Raw genomic sequence first — 18,489 nt, 5'->3', positions numbered from 1 at the left:
GGCCCGCCTCCGACACCGGAGGGCGGGCCCGATTCGTCGTCGCCGGTCAGCGGCCGAAGAGGATGTCCTGCACGTTCTTCAGCGCGGCGTCGACCTCCGCCTCGAAGTAGCCGCCCTGCACCAGGCCGAAGCGCAGCGTGTCCAGGTCCTTCGGGTTCACCGGCATCGGGTTACGCCCGGCCATCCCACCGAGCAGGCTGTCGAAGAACCGGTCGACCTGGTCGGGGTCGTACCCGCTGCCGAACCGCCGCACCTGGAAGCTGCGCCGGATCTGGTCCACCCGGTAAAGGTCGCTGCCGGGCGGGCCGGCCATCGGCGGGCCACCCATCGAGGGCCCGGCCATCGGCGGCGGACCCGCCATCGACGGACCACCGAGTGCCTGCTGCGGCACCGCGGACGGTCCCGCCGGGCCACGACGCGGGTCACGATCCGGCATACGGATCTCCGCAGTCATGTCGGCACGGGCGCGTCGACCCGCCTCGAAACCGTCGAAGCGAGGCTCGTCCGGCGGACCGTACCCACCCGGACCGTCGGGGGGACCGTAACCGCCGGGGCCGTCCGGCGGACCGTAACCGCCCGGACCGTCCGGGGGGCCGTAGCCGCCGGGGCCGTCCGGAGGACCGTAGCCACCCGGCCCGGCGGGCAGGCCGCGCGGCGGGGCACCGTGACCCATCGGGCCGCCGGGGGGACCCATCGGTGCGCCTGGCCCCATCGGGCCGCCAGGGCCGCGCGGCGCGTCGTAACCGCCGCGAGGTGCGTCGTAGCCGCCGGCGAAGGCGCCGGTGGGCTCGTCGTAGCGGCCGTACGGGCCCGCCTGCGCCGGCATCGGCCGGGGCGGCATCGGCGGCTGCGGCACCGCCGACATGCCCCGGTCCTCGCGCATGGGCGGACCCATCCGCTCCGGCGGGCCCATCCGGTTCTCGCCACCGGCGCGGGTCTGACCCCGCTCCTCCAACTCGGCCAGCTGCCGCTCGACCCGGTCGAGGTGCAGGTCGACCTGCCACTCGTCGTAGCCGTTGAAGCGAACCCGGAAGACGACGTCGTGGACCTCCTGCGAGGCCACCGGGGCGCCCACCGGCTGGCCGGCGAGGGTCGCCTCGACCCGGTCCAGGAAGGCGTCCACCTCGTCAACCTTGTATCCCCGGCGGAGCGCCTTACGCCGGAAACGCTGACCCTGACTCGCCACTATGTCTCCTGGTCTCGTTCGCCACGCCCGGTCATGCCGACAGGTTTCCGGCCGGGTCGGTGCCCATGTCCTCCGCGGCGGCCAGCTGCCCACACGCCCCGTCGATCTCGCGACCTCGGGTGTCCCGTACGGTGGTGGACACCCCGGCGTCGCGCAACCGCCGGACGAACTCCCGCTCCACCGGCTTCGGGCTGGCGTCCCATCGGCTGCCCGGAGTCGGATTGAGTGGAATCAAGTTCACGTGGGCCAGCTTGCCGGCCAGCAGCCGCCCGAGCAGATCGGCTCGCCACGGCTGGTCGTTCACGTCCTTGATCATCGCGTATTCGATCGACACACGACGCCCCGTGCGAGCCGCGTACGCCCAGGCGGCGTCCAGCACCTCGGACACCTTCCAGCGCTGGTTGACCGGCACAAGTTCGTCGCGCAGCTCATCATCGGGGGCGTGCAGCGACAACGCAAGAGTCACCGAGAGGTCTTCGCTGGCCAGTCGGTGGATGGCCGGCACCAGGCCGACCGTGGAAACGGTGATGTGCCGCTGCGACAGCCCGAGGCCCTCGGGCGCCGGCGCGACCAGCCGACGGATCGCGGCCACCACCCGGTTGTAGTTCGCCAGCGGCTCGCCCATGCCCATGAAGACCACGTGCGACAACCGTGCCGGTGACCCCACCACCGCGCCGGAGGCGGCCACACCCGCCAGGTAGACCGCCTGGTCGACGATCTCGGCGGTGGAGAGGTTCCGCGTCAGGCCGGCCTGGCCGGTGGCGCAGAACGGGCAGGCCATCCCGCAGCCGGCCTGGCTGGAGATGCAGACGGTCACCCGATCCGGGTAACCCATCAGCACGCTCTCCACAAGCGCCCCGTCGTGCAGCCGCCAGAGCGCCTTGCGGGTCGCCCCGTCGTCGCAGGCCAGCTCGCGGACCGGGTTGAGCAGCCGGGGCAGCAGCTGGTCGGCCAGCCGGGCCCGGGAGGCCGCCGGCAGGTCGGTCATCTGCTCCGGGTCGCGCACCAGCCGACCGAAGTAGTGGGTGGAGATCTGCCGGGCCCGGAACGCCGGTTCACCCAGGCCGGTGACCAGGGCTTTCCGGCCGGCCAGGTCAAGGTCGGCGAGATGTTGCGGTGGCATCGACGCCCGGCGCGCGCCAGGCGCGTCCGGGTCGACCGGGATCAAGGGCAGGCTCGTCATGGCTCGTCCAGTCTGGCACGCCGGGCGTGGACCGCACCCCTCCGGAGTGCGCGGATCGGGTCCGGCCACGTCCGCGACCAGGCTGCGTGGCCGTGATCCATGCCTCAGTTCACCGCCGGCACGAGGACCACGAGCAGCAGGTACGCCGTCGGCACGGCGAACAGGACCGAGTCGAGGCGATCCATCAGGCCACCGTGCCCAGGCAGCAGGTTGCTCATGTCCTTCACACCGAGATCCCGCTTGATCATGGATTCGGCGAGGTCACCGAGGACGGCGGCACACGACACCGCCACCCCGAACACGGCACCCCACCACGGGGCCACGTCGAACAGCAGCCAGAGCAGCAGGGCGCTGCCCAACGCCGCCGCGCCGACCGACCCGGCGAAACCCTCCCAGGACTTCTTCGGGCTGATCGTCGGGGCCATCGGATGCTTGCCGAAGTTTGCGCCGGCGGCGTACCCCCCGGTGTCGGAGAGCACCACGGCGACAAGCGTCACCAGAATCCGCAGCGCCCCGTCATCCGGCGACGACGCGAGCAGCGCGGCGAAGCCACCGAGGAACGGCACGTACACGGCGATCAACGTGGCCGCGGTCATGTCCCGCCGGAAGTTGGCCATGCCGTCGCCGAGCCGCCACACGAGCGTGCCCGCGAGCGTGACCAGCAACCCGAGCAGGAGCGCGTCCAGACCACCGAACCAGGCGATGGTGACCGTCAGCACCCCACCGACGATCAGGGGTACCAGTGGCACCACGGCGCGGGCCCGGCGTACCGCGCGGGACATCTCCCAGATGCCCACCCCGAATGCGGCGGCGAGCACCAGCAGGAAGGACGGCGTGTAGAGGAAGAGCGGGAGCAGGACCACAGCCCCCAGGCCGAGCCCGACCGAGATGGCCGCCGGCAGGTTCCGGCCGGCGCGGCTCGGCGCAGCGGGTTTGCCGGGGCTCCCCGCCGGCCGGTCGAGGTGCGACGCGGGCTGCTCACCGGGGCTCGATGCGGGTTGCCCGTTGGTGGGCCGCCCGGCGCGACGACGGCCGCGGTGACGGCGTCCGGGCGGCGGATCGTCGGCCTCCGGTTCGTCGCCGGGCACCGGGGCGAACTGGGCCGTCGGGGCGTCGTCGTGGTCGAGGCCGACACCGGCAGGTATCCGCTCGATCTGCCCGGCCGGGGCGTCGTCGTGGAGCAGATCGGCAGCGCCACGGACCGGTTCGATCTGGGCGGTGGGGGTGGCGTACCGCTCGGCGTGCGGATCAGCGGCCCAGGGGCCGGGATCGAGGTTCGGGTCGGGCCAGGGCAGTTGGGCGGGCTGGTCCGGCCGATCCCAGCCACGGGCCTCGGCGCCGCCGTAGGGGTCGAGGTGGGACATCACGCACCAGAGGGGAGCGGGACGAAATCCACCACTTGCCGTACAACCACTACCATCCCCTACCCGCGCGAGGCGCTCCGTTGAGATTTGCCGGCCGGCCGGTTGACCGATCCCCACCCTTCACCGCCGGGCCACCGGGAATCGTGCCGAGCCTACTGCACCTGTCCGCCCCACAGGCCGCACCAGTACCCACCCACACCCTCGACCCCGCCGTGTTGCTCGCGAAGCTGTCACCACGAGTGCGACGACTGACTTCAGGATCAACCGGACGGGGACGGGGTGCAGTGGGTGGGCTGGGCGCACCGTGGGTCACGGCGCGAGGTCAGACCTCCAGGAGTTCGGTCTCCTTGTGCTTGACCAGTTCGTCGACGTGCGCGACGTAGCGCTGGGTGAGGTCGTCCAGTTCCTTCTCCGCGCGCCGGCCGTCGTCCTCGCCGACCTCGCCGTCCTTGACGAGCCGGTCCAGCTCTTCCTTGCCCTTGCGGCGGATGTTGCGGATGGCGACCTTGGCTTCCTCGCCCTTGTGGCGCGCGACCTTGATCATGTCGCGGCGGCGCTCCTCGGTCATCTGCGGGAGCAGGATGCGCAGCTGGTTGCCCTCGTTGTTCGGGTTGACCCCGAGGTCCGAGTCGCGGATCGCCTTCTCCATGGCATTGATCTGCGAGTTGTCGTACGGCTTGATGATGGCCATCCGCGGCTCGGGAATGGCCACCGACGCCATCTGGGTCAGCGGCGTCGGGCTGCCGTAGTAGTCGATGATGATCTTGGAGAACATGGCCGGAGTGGCGCGGCCGGTGCGGATGGCACCGAACTCCTCCTTGGCGTGCTCGACCGCACGCTCCATCTTCTCCTCGGCCTCGAGGAGGGTGTCGTCGATCACCGTTCTCCTCGCCTCCTTCTTGTGCTCGTCGTGGGGCTTGTCGGGTCACCGGGACCGTCGGGGTGAGGTCGACGGTCGCTTCAGGTGGTGATCAGCGTGCCGATCTTGTCGCCGCCCACCGCCCGGACGATGGTGTCGTCTCCCTGGGCGCCGAAGACCAGCATCGGCAGGCCGTTCTCCATGCAGAGGCTGAAGGCGGCGGCATCGGCGACCCGCAGGTTGCGGCGCAGCACCTCGGAGAAGGTGATCGAGTCGAACTTGCTGGCGGTCGGGTCGATCCGCGGGTCGGCGGTGTAGACCCCGTCGACGCCGTTCTTGCTCATCAGCACCACGTCCGCGTGGATCTCCAGCGCACGCTGCGCGGCCACCGTGTCGGTGGAGAAGTACGGCATGCCCGCCCCGGCGCCGAAGATGACCACGCGGCCCTTCTCCAGGTGCCGGATCGCGCGCAGCGGGATGTACGGCTCGGCGACCTGGGCCATCGTGATGGCGCTCTGCACCCGGGTCTCGATGCCTTCCTTCTCCAGGAAGTCCTGCAACGCGAGGCAGTTCATCACGGTGCCGAGCATGCCCATGTAGTCCGCCCGGGCCCGGTCCATGCCCCGCTTCTGCAGTTCCGCGCCCCGGAAGAAGTTGCCACCGCCGACCACCACGGAGACCTGCACCCCGCGTCGTACCACGGTGGCGATCTGCCGGGCGATGGCCTGTACGACGTCCGGGTCGACGCCGATCGCGCCGCCGCCGAACACCTCGCCGGAGAGTTTCAACACCACCCGCCGGGACCGCCCGGGCGGTGGCGCCGTCGGGTCGTCCGCCGCCAGCGTCCGGTCACTCACAACCTGCGTCATCCGCCCGTCCTTCCCCCACCGGTGCACCGGGTGCGTATCTGCCGCTGCCGACCTTATGGGACGAGGAGGCCGCGGTGCTTGTCGCGTACACCGGCGGCCTCCTCGTCGTATCGTTGCTCAGCCCACGGGCGCGGCGCGCCCGACGGCGGCTCAGGCCTGGCCGACCTCGAACCGCACGAAGCGGGTGACCTCGATGCCGGCCTCGGCCAGCACCTGCTTCACCGTCTTCTTGTTGTCGGTGACCGACGACTGCTCCAGCAGGACGAAGTCCTTGAAGAACGAGTTCACCCGGCCCTCGACGATCTTCGGCAGGGCCGCCTCGGGCTTGTTCTCCTCGCGGGCGGTCTGCTCGGCGATGCGCCGCTCGGACTCGACGACCTCGGCCGGCACCTCGTCACGGGTGAGGTACTGCGGACGCATCGCGGCGATCTGCATCGCCGCACCACGGGCGTCGGCGTCGGCGGCCTCGTCGGCCTTGCCGGTGTACTGCACCATCACGCCGACCGCCGGGGGCAGGTCCTGGGCCTTGCGGTGCAGGTAGACCGCGACCGTGCCGTCGAGCTTGGCGAAACGGTTCAGCACCAGCTTCTCGCCGATCTTGGCGGACTGCTCCTGGACCAGGTCGGCGACCGGACGGCCGTCGATCTCGCTGGCCAGCAGCTCCTCGGCGTTACTCACACCGGAACGCTCACCGTGCTCGACCAGCTGCTGGGCCAGGGCGATGAAGGCGTCGTTCTTGGCGACGAAGTCGGTCTCGCAGTTGAACTCGAGCAGGGCCTGGCCGGCGTGGGCGATCAGCCCGTTGGCGGCGGTACGACCGGCCCGCTTGCCGACATCCTTGGCGCCCTTGACGCGCAGGATCTCGACGGCCTTGTCGAAGTCGCCCTCGGCCTCGGTCAGGGCCTTCTTGCTGTCCATCATGCCGGCGCCGGTCAGGTCGCGGAGCTTCTTGACGTCCGCGGCGGTGATCTGGGACATGGCTCTCTCTTCGGTGTTGAGATTGCGATGGGATGGTCTGAGGTGCCGGTTACCCGGATTCGGGAAGTTCGTGCCGACCTGGTCGCCGCCGGTCACCATCGGCGAATCGACGGTGACCGGACGGCGGCGGGATCACTGACCGGAAACGGCAGCCGGCTGCTCGGCGGGAGCCGGCTCGGCCGGGGCCTGCTCGGCGGCGGGCTCCTCGTCGGCCTTCTTCGGCTCCTCGAGCAGCTCACGCTCCCACTCGGCCAGCGGCTCGTCGGTGGCGACACCCGCCTCCGGCTTCTCGTCGCCACCACGGCGACGGCCGGAACGGGCGATCAGGCCGTCGGCGACGGCGGCGGCCACGACCTTGGTCAGCAGCTCGGCCGAGCGGATCGCGTCGTCGTTACCCGGGATCGGGAAGTCGACCTCGTCCGGGTCGCAGTTGGTGTCGAGCACCGCGATGACCGGGATGCCCAGCTTGCGGGCCTCGTCGACGGCGATGTGCTCCTTCTTGGTGTCGACGATCCAGACCGCAGCCGGAAGCTTCTGCATGTCCCGCAGACCACCGAGGGTCTTGGTGAGCTTGATCTTCTCGCGGGAGAGCTGCAGGGTCTCCTTCTTGGTGTAACCGGCGGCGGTGCCGCTGAGGTCACCGAGGGCCTCCAGCTCCTTCATCCGCTGCAGCCGCTTGTACACCGTCTGGAAGTTGGTGAGCATGCCGCCGAGCCAACGGTGGTTGACGTACGGCTGGCCGACCCGGGTCGCCTGCTCGGCGATGGCCTCCTGGGCCTGCTTCTTGGTGCCGACGAACAGGATGCTGCCGCCCTCGGCCACCGTGTTACGCACGAACTCGTACGCCTTCTCGATGTAGTCGAGGGTCTGGCGCAGGTCGATGATGTAGATGCCGTTGCGCTCGGTGAAGATGAAGCGCTTCATCTTCGGGTTCCAGCGCCGGGTCTGGTGCCCGAAGTGAACACCACTTTCCAGCAGCTGACGCATGGTCACGACGGCCATGGTTCGTACTCCTTGGGGTCCCTGGTTCGTCCGCTCGGCCGGCGGCCGAGTGGCCTGGTGCCCGGTCGTCGGCCAGGATGGGCCCGACAGGGTCGGGACCAGGGAGGCCGCCGCCGCACGACGACTTCGTGAGGAGGGCACGCGAGGTCGACCGCGCAAGGCGGTCGCCAGTCGACCAGTGTACGCGCCCGCCCCGCCGCCCAACCCCCGGGTGCAAGGAAGGGGCCCTTGTTAACGCCTGCGGTAGAGGAAGGGCCCCCTGTTAACAACCGCCGAACGCGAGGTCAGCCGGCGGCGAGCGCCGCAGCGAGGAAGAGCGCCAGCCCGACCGTCAGGTAGGCCGTCGGCGGCCGCAGCCAGCCACGCGCCCCGTCGACGAGCGAGAACCCGGTGGTCCGCAGCCCGTACAGACCGACCGCGAAGATCGGCAGACCGGCCACCAGGAAGGTGCCCACCAGCACGTCGGCGGCGGAGACCGGGTCGGCGGTCGCCCCGTGCAGCAACACCCGCAACGCCGGCACCTCGAAGATCACCACCAGGACGGCGAAGAGTACGGCCAGCACCGGCCGACGGGTCCGGTAGACGCCGTCACCACTGGGCGGCCCGGCCGGTACGCCCGGCACCTGGTAGCCGGACTCCCCGGTCGTCGGCCGGAAGCCGGTGTCCCCGGCACCCTGCTGGCTGCCGGCGTCCCCCGCCGCCAGGCCGCCCCGGGGCGCCACCGGCGGCATCGGCCCGGTCGGCTGCTCCAGCGGATTCATCGCCTCCGTGCCCCGCTTCGCCTCCACGATCGGGTACCCGGTCAGCGGCACGGACCGGGCCGGGTCACCCACCACCGAGGCCAGCGGAGCCGGCTCGTCCACCGCCGACGCGAACGGCGCCGGATCGCTCACCGGCGGGGCGAACGGGGCCGGTTCGCTGTGCAACGGGTCTGCGCCGACCGGCGCGGCGGTCTCCCGGGCGGCACGCCAAGCCGGACGTTCGGTGGGCAACTCACCCGAAACGTCCGGGTCGGTCGACCCGGCTCGTCGGGCGCGCGAGGCCCGATAGCGCTCGGGCTCGGCCGGGGCGTCGGCGAGCGGGTCCATCCCACCGAAACGTCGCGCGGCGGTGTCGTACCGGTCCTCGTCGTCGATCCGCTGCTCGGGGGTCACCGGCGCGTCGTCCCGGTACCGCGCCTCCGCAGTACCGCGCCAGTCCGGGTCGCCGTAACCGTGGTCGCGGTCACCGGGATACCAACGCGACTCCTGGTCATCGGCAAAGCTACGTCGTCCGTCCACGCCCGGCACCGTATGCGACCGGCCGACCGTCCGCCATTCGACCCCGGCCCTGGCCAGCCCCCGGGAAGGGCAATTCGACCGGGTACGCAGAGTAAGAGGCTGATTCGTCACCCGACTTTGCCCTTAGCACACCGAGGGCATGATCGTTTGTCTGTCCACAGCACCTCCGGTCGTCCACAGGCCGCACCGGTGGGGGCACCCCGACCGGCCCTCTGCGGGCAGGGTGCCGGCCATGACCAAGCGGAACCAGGCGGTCGGCGGGTACGGGGAACGATGCGCCGTCCGACACCTGATCGAGGCAGGGCTGCGCCCGGTGGCCCGGAACTGGCGCTGCCCCTCCGGTGAGATCGACATCGTCGCCTGGGACGGGCCGGTGCTCGTCATCTGTGAGGTGAAGACCCGCCGCAACCACGACTTCGGCACCCCGGCCGAGGCGGTGGTCCGGCACAAGGCCCGCCGGCTGCGTCGGCTCGCCGCCGCGTGGCTGGCGGCCACCGGCACCACCGCCGACGAGATCCGCTTCGACGTCGTCTCGGTGCTGCTGCCGCGCGCCGGCCGGGCCCAGGTCGAGCATCTCAAGGGAGCGTTCTGATGAGCTACGCCCGGGTGCTCTGCGTCGGCCTGGTCGGCGTCACCGGTCACCTGGTGGAGGTGGAGGCGGATCTCGCGCCCGGCCTGCCCGCAGTGGTCATCTCCGGGCTGCCGGACACCGCGCTGCACGAGGCGCGCGACCGGGTGCGGGCCGCCGTGGTCAACTCGGGTCAGCGCTGGCCGAACCGCCGCATCACCCTCAACCTGCTACCGGCCACCCTGCCCAAGTTCGGCTCGGCCTTCGACCTCGCGATCGCGGTGGCACTGCTCGGTGGCTCCGGCGAGTTGCCCCTGGCACCGCTGGACGGCGTGGTGATCCTCGGCGAACTGGGCCTGGACGGGACCGTCCGGCCGGTACGGGGCGTACTGCCGATGGCCGCCGCGGCGGCCCGGGCCGGCGTCGAGCGGGTGATCGTGCCGGCCGCCAACAGTGCCGAGGCCGCCGTGGTGCCCGGGCTGCGCGTCCGGGGCGTGGACACCCTGCACCGGCTGATCGCGTTCGTCCGCGACGGTGCGCCACTGATCGAGCCGCCGACCCACGTACCGACGCCCGCCACCTCCGGTCCCGACCTGGCCGAGGTGGCCGGGCAGGGGCTCGGTCGGCGAGCCCTGGAAGTGGCTGCCGCCGGCGGCCACCACCTGGCGCTGATCGGCCCACCGGGTGCCGGCAAGACGATGCTCGCCGAGCGTCTGCCGTCGATCCTGCCGGAGTTGGACGACGACGCCGCGCTGGAGGTCACCGCTCTGCACTCGATCGCCGGGCTGTTGCCGGCCGAGGGTGGGCTGCTGCGCCGCCCGCCGTTCCAGGCCCCGCACCACACCGCGACCATCCCCGCCATCGTCGGCGGTGGGGCGGGACTGGCCCGGCCCGGCGCGATCTCACTGGCCCACCGAGGGGTCCTCTTCCTCGACGAGGCTCCGGAATTCAGTCGCGCCGCCCTGGAGGCGTTACGCCAACCGCTGGAGCACGGCCGGGTGCACCTGGCCCGCAGCCGGGGCGGCGCGGAATACCCCGCCCAGGCCCAGCTGGTGATCGCGGCGAATCCGTGCCCGTGCGCCAACCCGGCCGGCGACGACCGTTGCGAGTGTCCCCCGCAGGCCCGCCGCCGCTACCTGGCCCGGCTCTCCGGTCCGCTGCTCGACCGGATCGACCTGCAGGTGCGGCTGCTGCCGATGCGCGCCGCCGAACTCATGGAGGCCGGCACGCACGAGTCCTCCACGGCAGTGGCGGCCCGGGTGGTCGCCGCCCGTGCCGCCGCGGCGGATCGCTGGTCGGCGTTGGGCCGCCGGCTCAACGCCGAGGTGCCCGGCACGCGGCTGCGCCGGCCGCCGTGGCAACTGCCCGCCGCCGACACCGCCGAACTACGGGCCCGGCTGGATTCGGGGTCGCTCTCCGCCCGCGGCTTCGACCGGGTCATCCGGCTCGCCTGGACGATCGCCGACCTCGACGGGCGCGCCCGCCCGGACCGGCACGACGTCGGCGAGGCCATCCACCTCAGAACGGGAGAGGCAATATGAGCAGGTACGACGAGACGACGCTGGCCCGGGTCGCGTTGACCTGGCTGGCCGAGCCGGGCACCCGCTCGGTGTACGCGCTGGTCGCCGAACTCGGCCCGGTGGCCGCCCTGGAGTTGCTGCTCGACGGCGCAGCGCCGCACGAGGACCTGCGCGACAGTGTGGCGGCACGCAGCCGGGCCGGAGACGCCCGGGCCATCGCAGCCGAGGCCCTCGAACGCGGCGAACGGCTCGGTGCCCGGGTCGTCGTGCCCGGCGACGACGAATGGCCCGGCACGGTCGAGGAACTCCGCAAGCTCCGGCTCTCCGACGCGCGCCGCCGGGTCGACCGGGAGACCGATCCACCGCTCTGCTTCTGGGTACGCGGACCGTGGCCGCTGGCCGAGGCGCTGGACCGGTCCGTGGCCGTGGTGGGGGCACGAGCCGCCACGCCGTACGGTCTGCACGTCGCCCGGGAACTGGGCTACGGCCTGGCCGACCGGGACTGGACTGTCGTCTCCGGCGGAGCGTTCGGCATCGACGCCGCCGCGCACCGAGGTGCGTTGAGTGCGGGTGGCCGGACCGTCGCGGTGCTCGCCTGCGGCGTCGATCGCCCCTATCCGGCGGGCAACACGGCGTTGTTCGACCGGATCGCCGACTCGGGCCTGCTGGTGAGCGAGTGGCCACCAGCCGCCGAGCCACTTCGTCCCCGCTTCCTCATCCGCAACCGGGTGATCGCCGCCGGCACGAAGGGCACGGTGCTGGTGGAGGCGGCGGCGCGCAGCGGCGCGACCCAGACCACCAGACGAGCCCTCGCCCTGAACCGTCCGGCGATGGTGGTGCCCGGCCCGGTCACCTCGGCGATGTCCGTCGGCGCGCACGAGATCCTGCGCGAGGAGCCGGGGGCCCGACTGGTGACCGGTCTCGCCCACGTGCTGGAGGAGGTGGGCCGGATCGGCGAGCTGGCCCCGGTGCCGCGCGGCCCGGACCGACCCACCGATGTGATCGACGACGATGCGCGGGCGATCGTGGAGGCGATGCCCCGTCGAGGCACGATCGGCGTGGACGACCTCGCGGCCCGGGCCGGCCTGGCCGTACGCACGGTGCTGCGCAAGATGTCCCTGTTGGAGGAGTTGGCCCTGGTGGTACGCCGCGACGACGGCTACGCCCTGGTCCCACCGCGCCGCGCGGGCTGATCTGCAAACCCACCGCGCCGGCTGAGCTGTCCGCCCGGTCGCGCAGGTTGAGCAGCGCCACCGGTGCGCGGCAGGTTCGCGGGCGCCACCGCCTCGTCCTAGGCTGGACTGCGTGGGGGGTACCGAAGACCGCAGCACCCGCGGCACCCGGGTCGTGCACGCGGCGCTGCCGGAGCCGCTGCGGGACGCGGTGGACGAGTTCGCCCGACACCTCGCCTCGGTCCGCAACCACTCGGCCCACACCGTGCGGGCGTACGTCGCCGATCTGGTGTCCCTGTTGGATCATGCCCACCGGATGGGCTGCGCCGAGGTGGCCGAGCTGAGCCTCGACACGGTACGCAGTTGGCTGGCCAAGCAGCGGACGATGGGAGCCGCCCGGGCGTCGCTGGCCAGGCGGGCAGCGGCGGCACGCACCTTCAGTGCCTGGGCGCACCGGGGCGGGCTGCTACCCACCGATGTGGCCGCCACACTGGCCAGCCCCCGTCCGCAACGCACCCTGCCCACCGTGCTCCGCACCGACCAGGCCGCGCTGCTCGTCGAGGCACCGACCCGCCACAGCCATGTACGCCCCGCCCCCGACGACCATCCCGCTACCGATGGTCATCTGACCGCAGCGACGGTGGATGGTGCCGGGGCGGAAGATGTGGTCGCCGAGGCGGTGCGGTTGCGGGACCGGGTGCTGCTGGAGTTGCTCTACGGCACCGGGGTGCGGGTCAGCGAGGCCTGCGGCATCGACGTCGCCGACGTCGACCATGGCCGGCGGGTGGTTCGGGTCCGAGGTAAGGGCGGACGGGAACGTGTCGTGCCGTACGGCTCGCCTGCTCAACGGGCCCTCGACGAGTGGCTGCGGCGGGGACGTCCGGTGCTCGTGGTCCCGGGCTCGCGCGACGCGTTGCTCCTCGGCGTCCGGGGTGGGCGGCTGAACCCGACGACCGCCCGTCAGATCGTCGGGGCGTACGCGCAGGCCACCGGCCTGCCCCGGATCGGCCCGCATGCGCTGCGCCACTCGGCCGCCACCCACCTGCTGGAAGGCGGGGCGGACCTGCGTGCGGTGCAGGAGTTGCTGGGGCACTCGTCGCTGGCCAGCACGCAGGTCTACACCCACGTCTCGGTCGACCGGCTCCGCGCCGCATACCGCCAGGCCCACCCCCGCGCCTAGGGACTGCGCAAGATCCATCACGGCGGGCCGGGGACGGCGTTACGATCATCCGGTGAGCGTCCCGTTGCCTCCTGAGCCGATCCCTGGCGCTCGCCTGCTCTTCTCCCTCGACCCGGCGGTCAGCCACCTCAACCACGGCTCGTTCGGCGCGGTGCCGATCACCGTGCAGCGGGCCCAGCAGCGGTTACGCGACGAGATGGAAGCCGATCCGCTGCGCTTCTTCACCGAGGGTCTGGTCGACCGGATCACGCACGCCCGCCGGCACCTGGCCGGCTTCCTCGGCGCCGACCCGGACGGCACGGCCCTGACCGCCAACGCCACCACCGGCGTGGCCGTGGCGTTGCAGTCGGTCGGGTTGCGGCCGGACGACGAGGTGCTCACCACCGACCACGGCTACGGTGCGGTCGACTTCGCCATCCGCCGGGAATGTGAACGCACCGGGGCGACCCATCGGGTGCTGCGGGTGCCGCTGTCCGCCACCACCGAGGAGATCGTGCAGATCGTTCGCTCCGGGCTGCGTCCGGGGCGTACCCGACTGGTCGTGGTCGACCAGCTCACCTCGGCGACGGCGCGGCTGTTCCCGGTCGCCGCGATCGTGGGTGTGGCGCGGGAACACGGCGTGTCGGTGCTTGTCGACGCCGCCCACGCGCCCGGCATGCTGCCGGCGTCCGTGCAGAGCATCGGTGCCGACTTCTGGGTCGGCAACCTGCACAAGTGGGGGTACGCGCCCCGGGGCACGGCCGTCCTCGTGGTCTCCCCGACCTGGCGGGAGCGGGTCGAACCGCTGGTGGTCTCCTGGGAGCAGGAGGCGGGCTTCCCGGGCCGGTTGGAGTGGCAGGCGACCGCGGACTACACCGGCTGGCTGAGCGCCCCGGTGGGGCTCTACGTCCTGCGTACGCTCGGCGTGGACCGGGTGCGTGCGCACAACGCGGCGCTGGCCGCGTACGGGCAGCGGGTGGTGGGGGACGCTCTCGGCGTGCGACCGGCCGACCTGCCCGACCCCGGCGGACCCACGGTCGCCATGCGGATCATCCCGTTGCCGGCGGGCCTCGCCACCACCATGGAGGGCGCGCGGGCGCTGCGGGCCAGGATCGCCGAGCGGCTCGCCGCCCAGGTCGCGGTCAACAGCTGGGACGGGCGGGGCTGGTTGAGGCTGTGCGGCCAGGTGTACAACTCGCCCGACGAGTACGACCGGCTCGCCGTGCAACTGCCCACCCTGCTCGACCAGCGCTGAGGGGCGCCTCGGCCACCGGCAGCAGCCGGGTCCGGCCGAGACCGAGCAGGGCCAGCGGGTCGAGGTAGTCGTTGCCCCGCCGCAGCCCCCAGTGCAGGCAGGCTGCCTGCGGACAGCCCGCGTGGCCGGGCAGCAGAACCCCCAGCACGGCGCCCGCCGGCACCGCCGTGCCGACGGTGACCGCCGGTTCCACCGGCTCGTAGGTGGTGCGCAGCCCGTCGGCATGGGCCACCGAGATCACCGGACGGCCGGCGACCATGCCGGCGTACGAGATCGTGCCGGCACCGGCGGCCCGGATCGTCGCGCCGTCCGGCGCGAGCAGGTCCACCCCACGATGGCCGGCCAGCCAGGGACGAGGCGGCGGATCGAACCGGCGGACCGGCCGGGGCTGCCCGTCGACCGGCCACCGGTATCGCCCGGCGCTGCCCGCCGCAGCGACCCCGGGCGGCGACACCAGCGCAGCCACCGAAACGGCCGGACCCTGATGATCGACGGCCGGCGGACCCACCGTCGGCAACGGCGACCAGCGCGACGGCGTCGACGACGAGGGTGGCGGCGTTGACGACAAGGGTGGCGGCGGGTACGCGACAAGTGGCACCAGCAGGAGGGCGCAGAGCGCGCCGGATCGGGTCACCATGGCGGCGAGTGTGCGCGTCGTCGGCGCGACTTCGCTGCCCGGCGGGCCTCGCCTGTGGACGACGCGACGCCCTGTGGACAGACCACGCCGACACAGTTGATCTGCTATGGCATCACGTGGCGACCGAGGGCTGCTGCGGGACGACGCGGAGCGCCGGACGGACCCGGCACGCCGATGTGGACCGATCACGGGCGGGTGGGGGCCGCCGTGACGACAACGCCGCCGAGGATCAGCCGCCGAAGCCGGAGTCGGCGGGCAGCGAGATGTCGGGCTTCTCCAACTCCTCGACGTTGACATCCTTGAACGTCATCACCCGGACGTTCTTGACGAACCGGGCAGGACGGTACATGTCCCACACCCACGCGTCATGCATCTCGACCTCGAAGTAGACCTCGCCGTCGGAGTTGCGCACGTGCAGGTCGACCTGGTTGGCCAGGTAGAACCGCCGCTCGGTCTCCACCACGTAGGAGAACTGACGGACGATGTCGCGGTACTCCCGGTAGAGCTGCAGCTCCATCTCGGTCTCGTACTTTTCGAGGTCTTCCGCGCTCATCGCACTCCGCCTTCCATGACCACATCTTCCCCCACCGGCGCTGGGCGCTGACGCTGCTCGCCCAACGCCACGCCGACGGTACCCCCTGCGAAGCCTGAGCGCTCCATCGGCTCGTCCCGGCTTGCGCCAAGCGGTCGACGTGAGCGGGGCGGGCGGTCGTCCAGGCCGGAGACGGCCGCGACGTTGACGTAGGAGAACCGGTGTTCCCGGCACGGACCATGCTCGCGCAGCGCCGCCGTGTGGTCGGCGGTGATGTACCCCTTGTGCTCGGCGAAGCCGTAGCCGGGGTGCTCGGCGTCGAGGTCGACCATGATCCGATCCCGGGTCACCTTGGCCAGCACGCTCGCCGCCGCCACGCAGGCCGCCACCCGATCACCCTTCCACACGGCGAGACCGGGCACGTCCAGACCGTCGACGCCGAACCCGTCGGTCAACACGTACTCCGGTCGCACGGTCAGCGAGGCCAGCGCCCGGCGCATCGCGGCCAGGTTGCACACGTGCAGCCCGCGGGCGTCGACCTCCTCGGCCGGGATGACCACCACGGCGTACGCCAGGGCACGCGCGACCACCTCGTCGTACACACGCTCCCGGCTGGCCGGGGTGAGCAGCTTGGAGTCGGCCAGACCGTCGATCTCGCCCCGCCGCCCCTCCGGCAGCACCGCGGCGGCGGCGACAAGCGGCCCGGCGCACGCGCCCCGGCCGGCCTCGTCGGCACCGGCGACGTGCCGGAAGCCACGCCGCTGCAAGGCCCGTTCCAGCGCGTAGAGCCCGGCCTCCCGGCGCACGACCGTGCGCGGCGGGGTCAGCACGGCGCACCGCCGGCCGTGGCCGGCACGTCGGTCAACGCCCGGGTCAGGACCGCCGGCAGGTCCGGCGGGTAGCACCGCTCGGCGGTGCTGCGCAGCTCCTCGGCCGACCACCACCGGTAGCCGTCCACGCTGCCCCGCTCCACCTCGCTGAACCCGGTGGTGTCCACCTCGTGGGCGGCCACCCGCACCAGGAAGAACCGCTGTTCCTGCCGGTAGGACACCCCGTCGAAGGAGAACTCGATGACGTCGGCGTGCACCGGCTCACCGAACTCGGCCACGGGCAACCGCAACCCGGTCTCCTCCGCCAGCTCACGCGCCGCGCCGTCGGCGTACGTCTCCCCCGGGTCCAGACCACCGCCAGGGGTGAACCACCAGCGTCCGCCCTGCGGCTGGGCCGGATCGAAGCCGCGGAAGAGCAGCAGCCGATCGGCCTGGTCGACCAGGAGCACCCGGGCGGCGCGCCTCGGGGTGTATCGCGTCACCGCACCAGACTGCCAGACGTCACCGACAACGCCCACGTCGCCGTCCCACCCGACCTGCCGGCACCGTCAGGGTGCCGGAATCGCCTCGAACCCCTCGGGCACCGTGAGCAGGGTGGCCCGGTTGAACGGCCAGAAGACGGTGAAGGCCCGACCCACGACGTCCTTCTCGGGGATGGTGGCCGCGGTGACGTTCTCGCCGGACTGCTGGTAGTGCTCCAGCGAGTCGCCGGAGGCGGAGCGGTGGTCGCCCATCACCCAGAGCCGACCCTCCGGTACGACGACGTCGAACTCCTGGTCCGCCGGCTTGTCCCGCTGACCGTCGAAGGAGAAGATGTACGGCTCGTCCAGCGGCACCCCGTTGATCATCAGGCGGTCCTGCGCGTCGCAGCAGACCACCCGGTCACCGCCGACGCCGATGATCCGCTTGATGAAGTCCTCGCCCGCGGGGTTGCCGCTCCACTCGACGGGCGCCTTGAAGACGATCACCTCACCGCGGTGCGGCGTCCGGAAGTTGTACACCAACTTGTTGACCAGCACCCGATCGTCGATCTTGAGGGTGTTCTCCATGGACGGCGACGGGATGAAGAAGGTCTGCAGTACGAAGGCCCGCACCAGTACCGCGACCAGGATCGCCACCCCGAGAAGGATGGGCAGTTCCTTCCAGAAGGAGTGGCGCGGCTTGTCGGTCTGCTCGTCAATCACGGGAGGAGCCTACGTTGCCCGGATCGGTGCCACCGCGTCGAACGCGCGAGAACGGAGAGTACGGCTGCGATCGGAAGTGCCAGGAAGGCTCCGCCCTCGGTCGTGGGCCGCACCGGTGGCGCGGCACCGCCGCTGGCCGTGACCGGTGACGGCACGTTGGCGAACGTCTCCGGAACGGGCAGGGTGTGCCAGCGGTTGGAGGGCCAGACCACCGCGAAGGCCCGTCCCACCACGTTGTCGATCGGCACGGTGCCCTGGCAGCGGGCATCCTGCGAGACGAGACGGTGGTCGCCGAGCACGAACATATGCCCGGGCGGGACCACGATCTCCTCGAACCGCCGGGACCGGCACTCCTGCGCGTTGGGGGGCAGGTCCAGTGGCGAGTCGCGCAACACGTACGCCGACTCGTCCAGCGGGGTGCCGTTCACCAGCAGCCGCCCCTGGTCGTCACAACAGCTCACCCGGTCACCGGGCAGCCCGATGACGCGCTTGATGAAGTCCTTCTCCCCCGGGCGGCTCAGCCCGACCAGGTCACCGACGGTGCGGCCGAGCCGGTCGACGAAGCCGCCGGCCGGCTCCACCTCCACCTGCGGAACCCACTTGTCGGTGCCCCGGAAGACCACCACCTCGCCGCGCTGCGGATCCCGCACGTTGTAGACGACCTTGTTGACCAGGACGCGGTCGCCGACGAGGAGGGTGTCCTCCATCGACCCGGAGGGGATGAAGAAGGCCTGGAGCAGGAACGTACGGATCAGCACGGCGAGACAGAAGGCGACGACGAGCAGCAGCGGTAGTTCCTGCCAGAGCGGCATCTGCGGCTTGTTGCGCCGGGTCCGTCGGCGCCATGGATCAACCGAGCCGCTGTCGTCAAGCGCCTGTACCACGCGCACTCCCCGGTCCACAGAAACGAC

Annotated in this window: 17 protein-coding genes and 2 pseudogenes; 5 read left to right on the top strand and 14 right to left on the bottom strand. The window is 71.9% G+C overall.

Features of this window, described 5'->3' with window-relative positions:
• Positions 1–46: 46 nt before the first annotated feature.
• The 8 genes and pseudogenes from Vgi01_RS12380 to Vgi01_RS12345 all read right to left on the bottom strand — a co-directional run bounded on the left by Vgi01_RS12380 (position 47) and on the right by Vgi01_RS12345 (position 8,758).
• Entirely contained in the window at positions 47–1,186 is a 1,140-nt protein-coding gene (locus tag Vgi01_RS12380; protein ID WP_204291080.1) for a DivIVA domain-containing protein, read from the bottom strand.
• A gap of 31 nt (positions 1,187–1,217) precedes the next feature.
• A complete protein-coding gene (rlmN, locus tag Vgi01_RS12375) occupies positions 1,218–2,369 on the bottom strand; it encodes a dual-specificity RNA methyltransferase RlmN (RefSeq protein ID WP_102658997.1) in 1,152 nt (383 codons plus the stop codon).
• Positions 2,370–2,473: 104 nt separating this feature from the next.
• Positions 2,474–3,733: a phosphatidate cytidylyltransferase gene (locus Vgi01_RS12370; protein ID WP_204291079.1), complete on the bottom strand. Its 1,260-nt coding sequence runs from the start codon at positions 3,731–3,733 to the stop codon at positions 2,474–2,476.
• Between the two features lie 322 nt (positions 3,734–4,055).
• Positions 4,056–4,613 carry a ribosome recycling factor gene (gene frr, locus Vgi01_RS12365; protein ID WP_013732119.1) on the bottom strand — a complete coding sequence of 186 codons (558 nt, stop codon included), beginning with the start codon at positions 4,611–4,613 and terminating at the stop codon, positions 4,056–4,058.
• An 80-nt stretch (positions 4,614–4,693) separates the two neighbouring features.
• Positions 4,694–5,461 carry a UMP kinase gene (pyrH, locus tag Vgi01_RS12360; protein WP_013732118.1) on the bottom strand — a complete coding sequence of 256 codons (768 nt, stop codon included), beginning with the start codon at positions 5,459–5,461 and terminating at the stop codon, positions 4,694–4,696.
• A gap of 150 nt (positions 5,462–5,611) precedes the next feature.
• Positions 5,612–6,439 (bottom strand): translation elongation factor Ts, encoded by an 828-nt coding sequence (tsf, locus tag Vgi01_RS12355; RefSeq protein WP_102659035.1) that lies wholly within the window; start codon positions 6,437–6,439, stop codon positions 5,612–5,614.
• A gap of 132 nt (positions 6,440–6,571) precedes the next feature.
• Complete coding sequence (gene rpsB / locus Vgi01_RS12350) at positions 6,572–7,441, bottom strand: 30S ribosomal protein S2 (RefSeq protein WP_204291078.1); 870 nt, start codon at positions 7,439–7,441, stop codon at positions 6,572–6,574.
• A 284-nt stretch (positions 7,442–7,725) separates the two neighbouring features.
• Positions 7,726–8,758, bottom strand: a pseudogene (locus tag Vgi01_RS12345) (hypothetical protein).
• A 195-nt stretch (positions 8,759–8,953) separates the two neighbouring features.
• Between Vgi01_RS12345 and Vgi01_RS12340 the strand changes: the two are divergent.
• The 5 genes from Vgi01_RS12340 (at position 8,954) to Vgi01_RS12320 (ending at position 14,395) form a co-directional block, all read left to right on the top strand.
• Positions 8,954–9,313 (top strand): YraN family protein, encoded by a 360-nt coding sequence (locus Vgi01_RS12340; protein ID WP_013732114.1) that lies wholly within the window; start codon positions 8,954–8,956, stop codon positions 9,311–9,313.
• Positions 9,313–10,830 (top strand): YifB family Mg chelatase-like AAA ATPase, encoded by a 1,518-nt coding sequence (locus tag Vgi01_RS12335; protein WP_102658992.1) that lies wholly within the window; start codon positions 9,313–9,315, stop codon positions 10,828–10,830. The genes Vgi01_RS12340 and Vgi01_RS12335 overlap by 1 nt, the downstream gene beginning before the upstream one ends.
• A complete protein-coding gene (gene dprA, locus Vgi01_RS12330; RefSeq protein ID WP_102658991.1) occupies positions 10,827–12,002 on the top strand; it encodes a DNA-processing protein DprA in 1,176 nt (391 codons plus the stop codon). Before Vgi01_RS12335 ends, dprA begins: the two co-directional genes overlap by 4 nt.
• 112 nt (positions 12,003–12,114) lie before the next feature.
• The gene (locus Vgi01_RS12325) at positions 12,115–13,161 is read left to right on the top strand and encodes a tyrosine recombinase XerC (RefSeq protein ID WP_204291076.1); all 1,047 of its coding nucleotides are present in this window, start codon (positions 12,115–12,117) and stop codon (positions 13,159–13,161) included.
• Between the two features lie 52 nt (positions 13,162–13,213).
• Positions 13,214–14,395, top strand: a complete 1,182-nt coding sequence (locus Vgi01_RS12320; RefSeq protein ID WP_102658989.1) for an aminotransferase class V-fold PLP-dependent enzyme — start codon at positions 13,214–13,216, stop codon at positions 14,393–14,395.
• Here Vgi01_RS12320 and Vgi01_RS12315 read toward each other — a convergent pair.
• The 6 genes and pseudogenes from Vgi01_RS12315 to lepB (Vgi01_RS12290) all read right to left on the bottom strand — a co-directional run bounded on the left by Vgi01_RS12315 (position 14,283) and on the right by lepB (Vgi01_RS12290) (position 18,462).
• Positions 14,283–15,029, bottom strand: a complete 747-nt coding sequence (locus Vgi01_RS12315) for a murein hydrolase activator EnvC family protein (protein ID WP_373306940.1) — start codon at positions 15,027–15,029, stop codon at positions 14,283–14,285. The two genes, Vgi01_RS12320 and Vgi01_RS12315, sit on opposite strands and share 113 nt — an antisense overlap.
• A gap of 232 nt (positions 15,030–15,261) precedes the next feature.
• Positions 15,262–15,585 carry a DUF2469 domain-containing protein gene (locus Vgi01_RS12310; RefSeq protein ID WP_007075222.1) on the bottom strand — a complete coding sequence of 108 codons (324 nt, stop codon included), beginning with the start codon at positions 15,583–15,585 and terminating at the stop codon, positions 15,262–15,264.
• A complete protein-coding gene (locus Vgi01_RS12305) occupies positions 15,582–16,394 on the bottom strand; it encodes a ribonuclease HII (RefSeq protein WP_102658987.1) in 813 nt (270 codons plus the stop codon). The genes Vgi01_RS12310 and Vgi01_RS12305 overlap by 4 nt, the downstream gene beginning before the upstream one ends.
• Entirely contained in the window at positions 16,388–16,876 is a 489-nt protein-coding gene (locus Vgi01_RS12300; protein WP_102658986.1) for an NUDIX hydrolase, read from the bottom strand. Before Vgi01_RS12300 ends, Vgi01_RS12305 begins: the two co-directional genes overlap by 7 nt.
• 66 nt (positions 16,877–16,942) lie before the next feature.
• A complete protein-coding gene (gene lepB, locus Vgi01_RS12295; protein WP_204291074.1) occupies positions 16,943–17,578 on the bottom strand; it encodes a signal peptidase I in 636 nt (211 codons plus the stop codon).
• Between the two features lie 9 nt (positions 17,579–17,587).
• Positions 17,588–18,462, bottom strand: a pseudogene (lepB, locus tag Vgi01_RS12290) (signal peptidase I).
• Positions 18,463–18,489 lie beyond the last annotated feature (27 nt).

Origin of the sequence: Micromonospora gifhornensis (assembly GCF_016863515.1) — a bacterium.
GTDB classification, from domain to species: domain Bacteria; phylum Actinomycetota; class Actinomycetes; order Mycobacteriales; family Micromonosporaceae; genus Micromonospora; species Micromonospora gifhornensis.
This window is presented reverse-complemented; position numbering and strand designations above follow the sequence as displayed.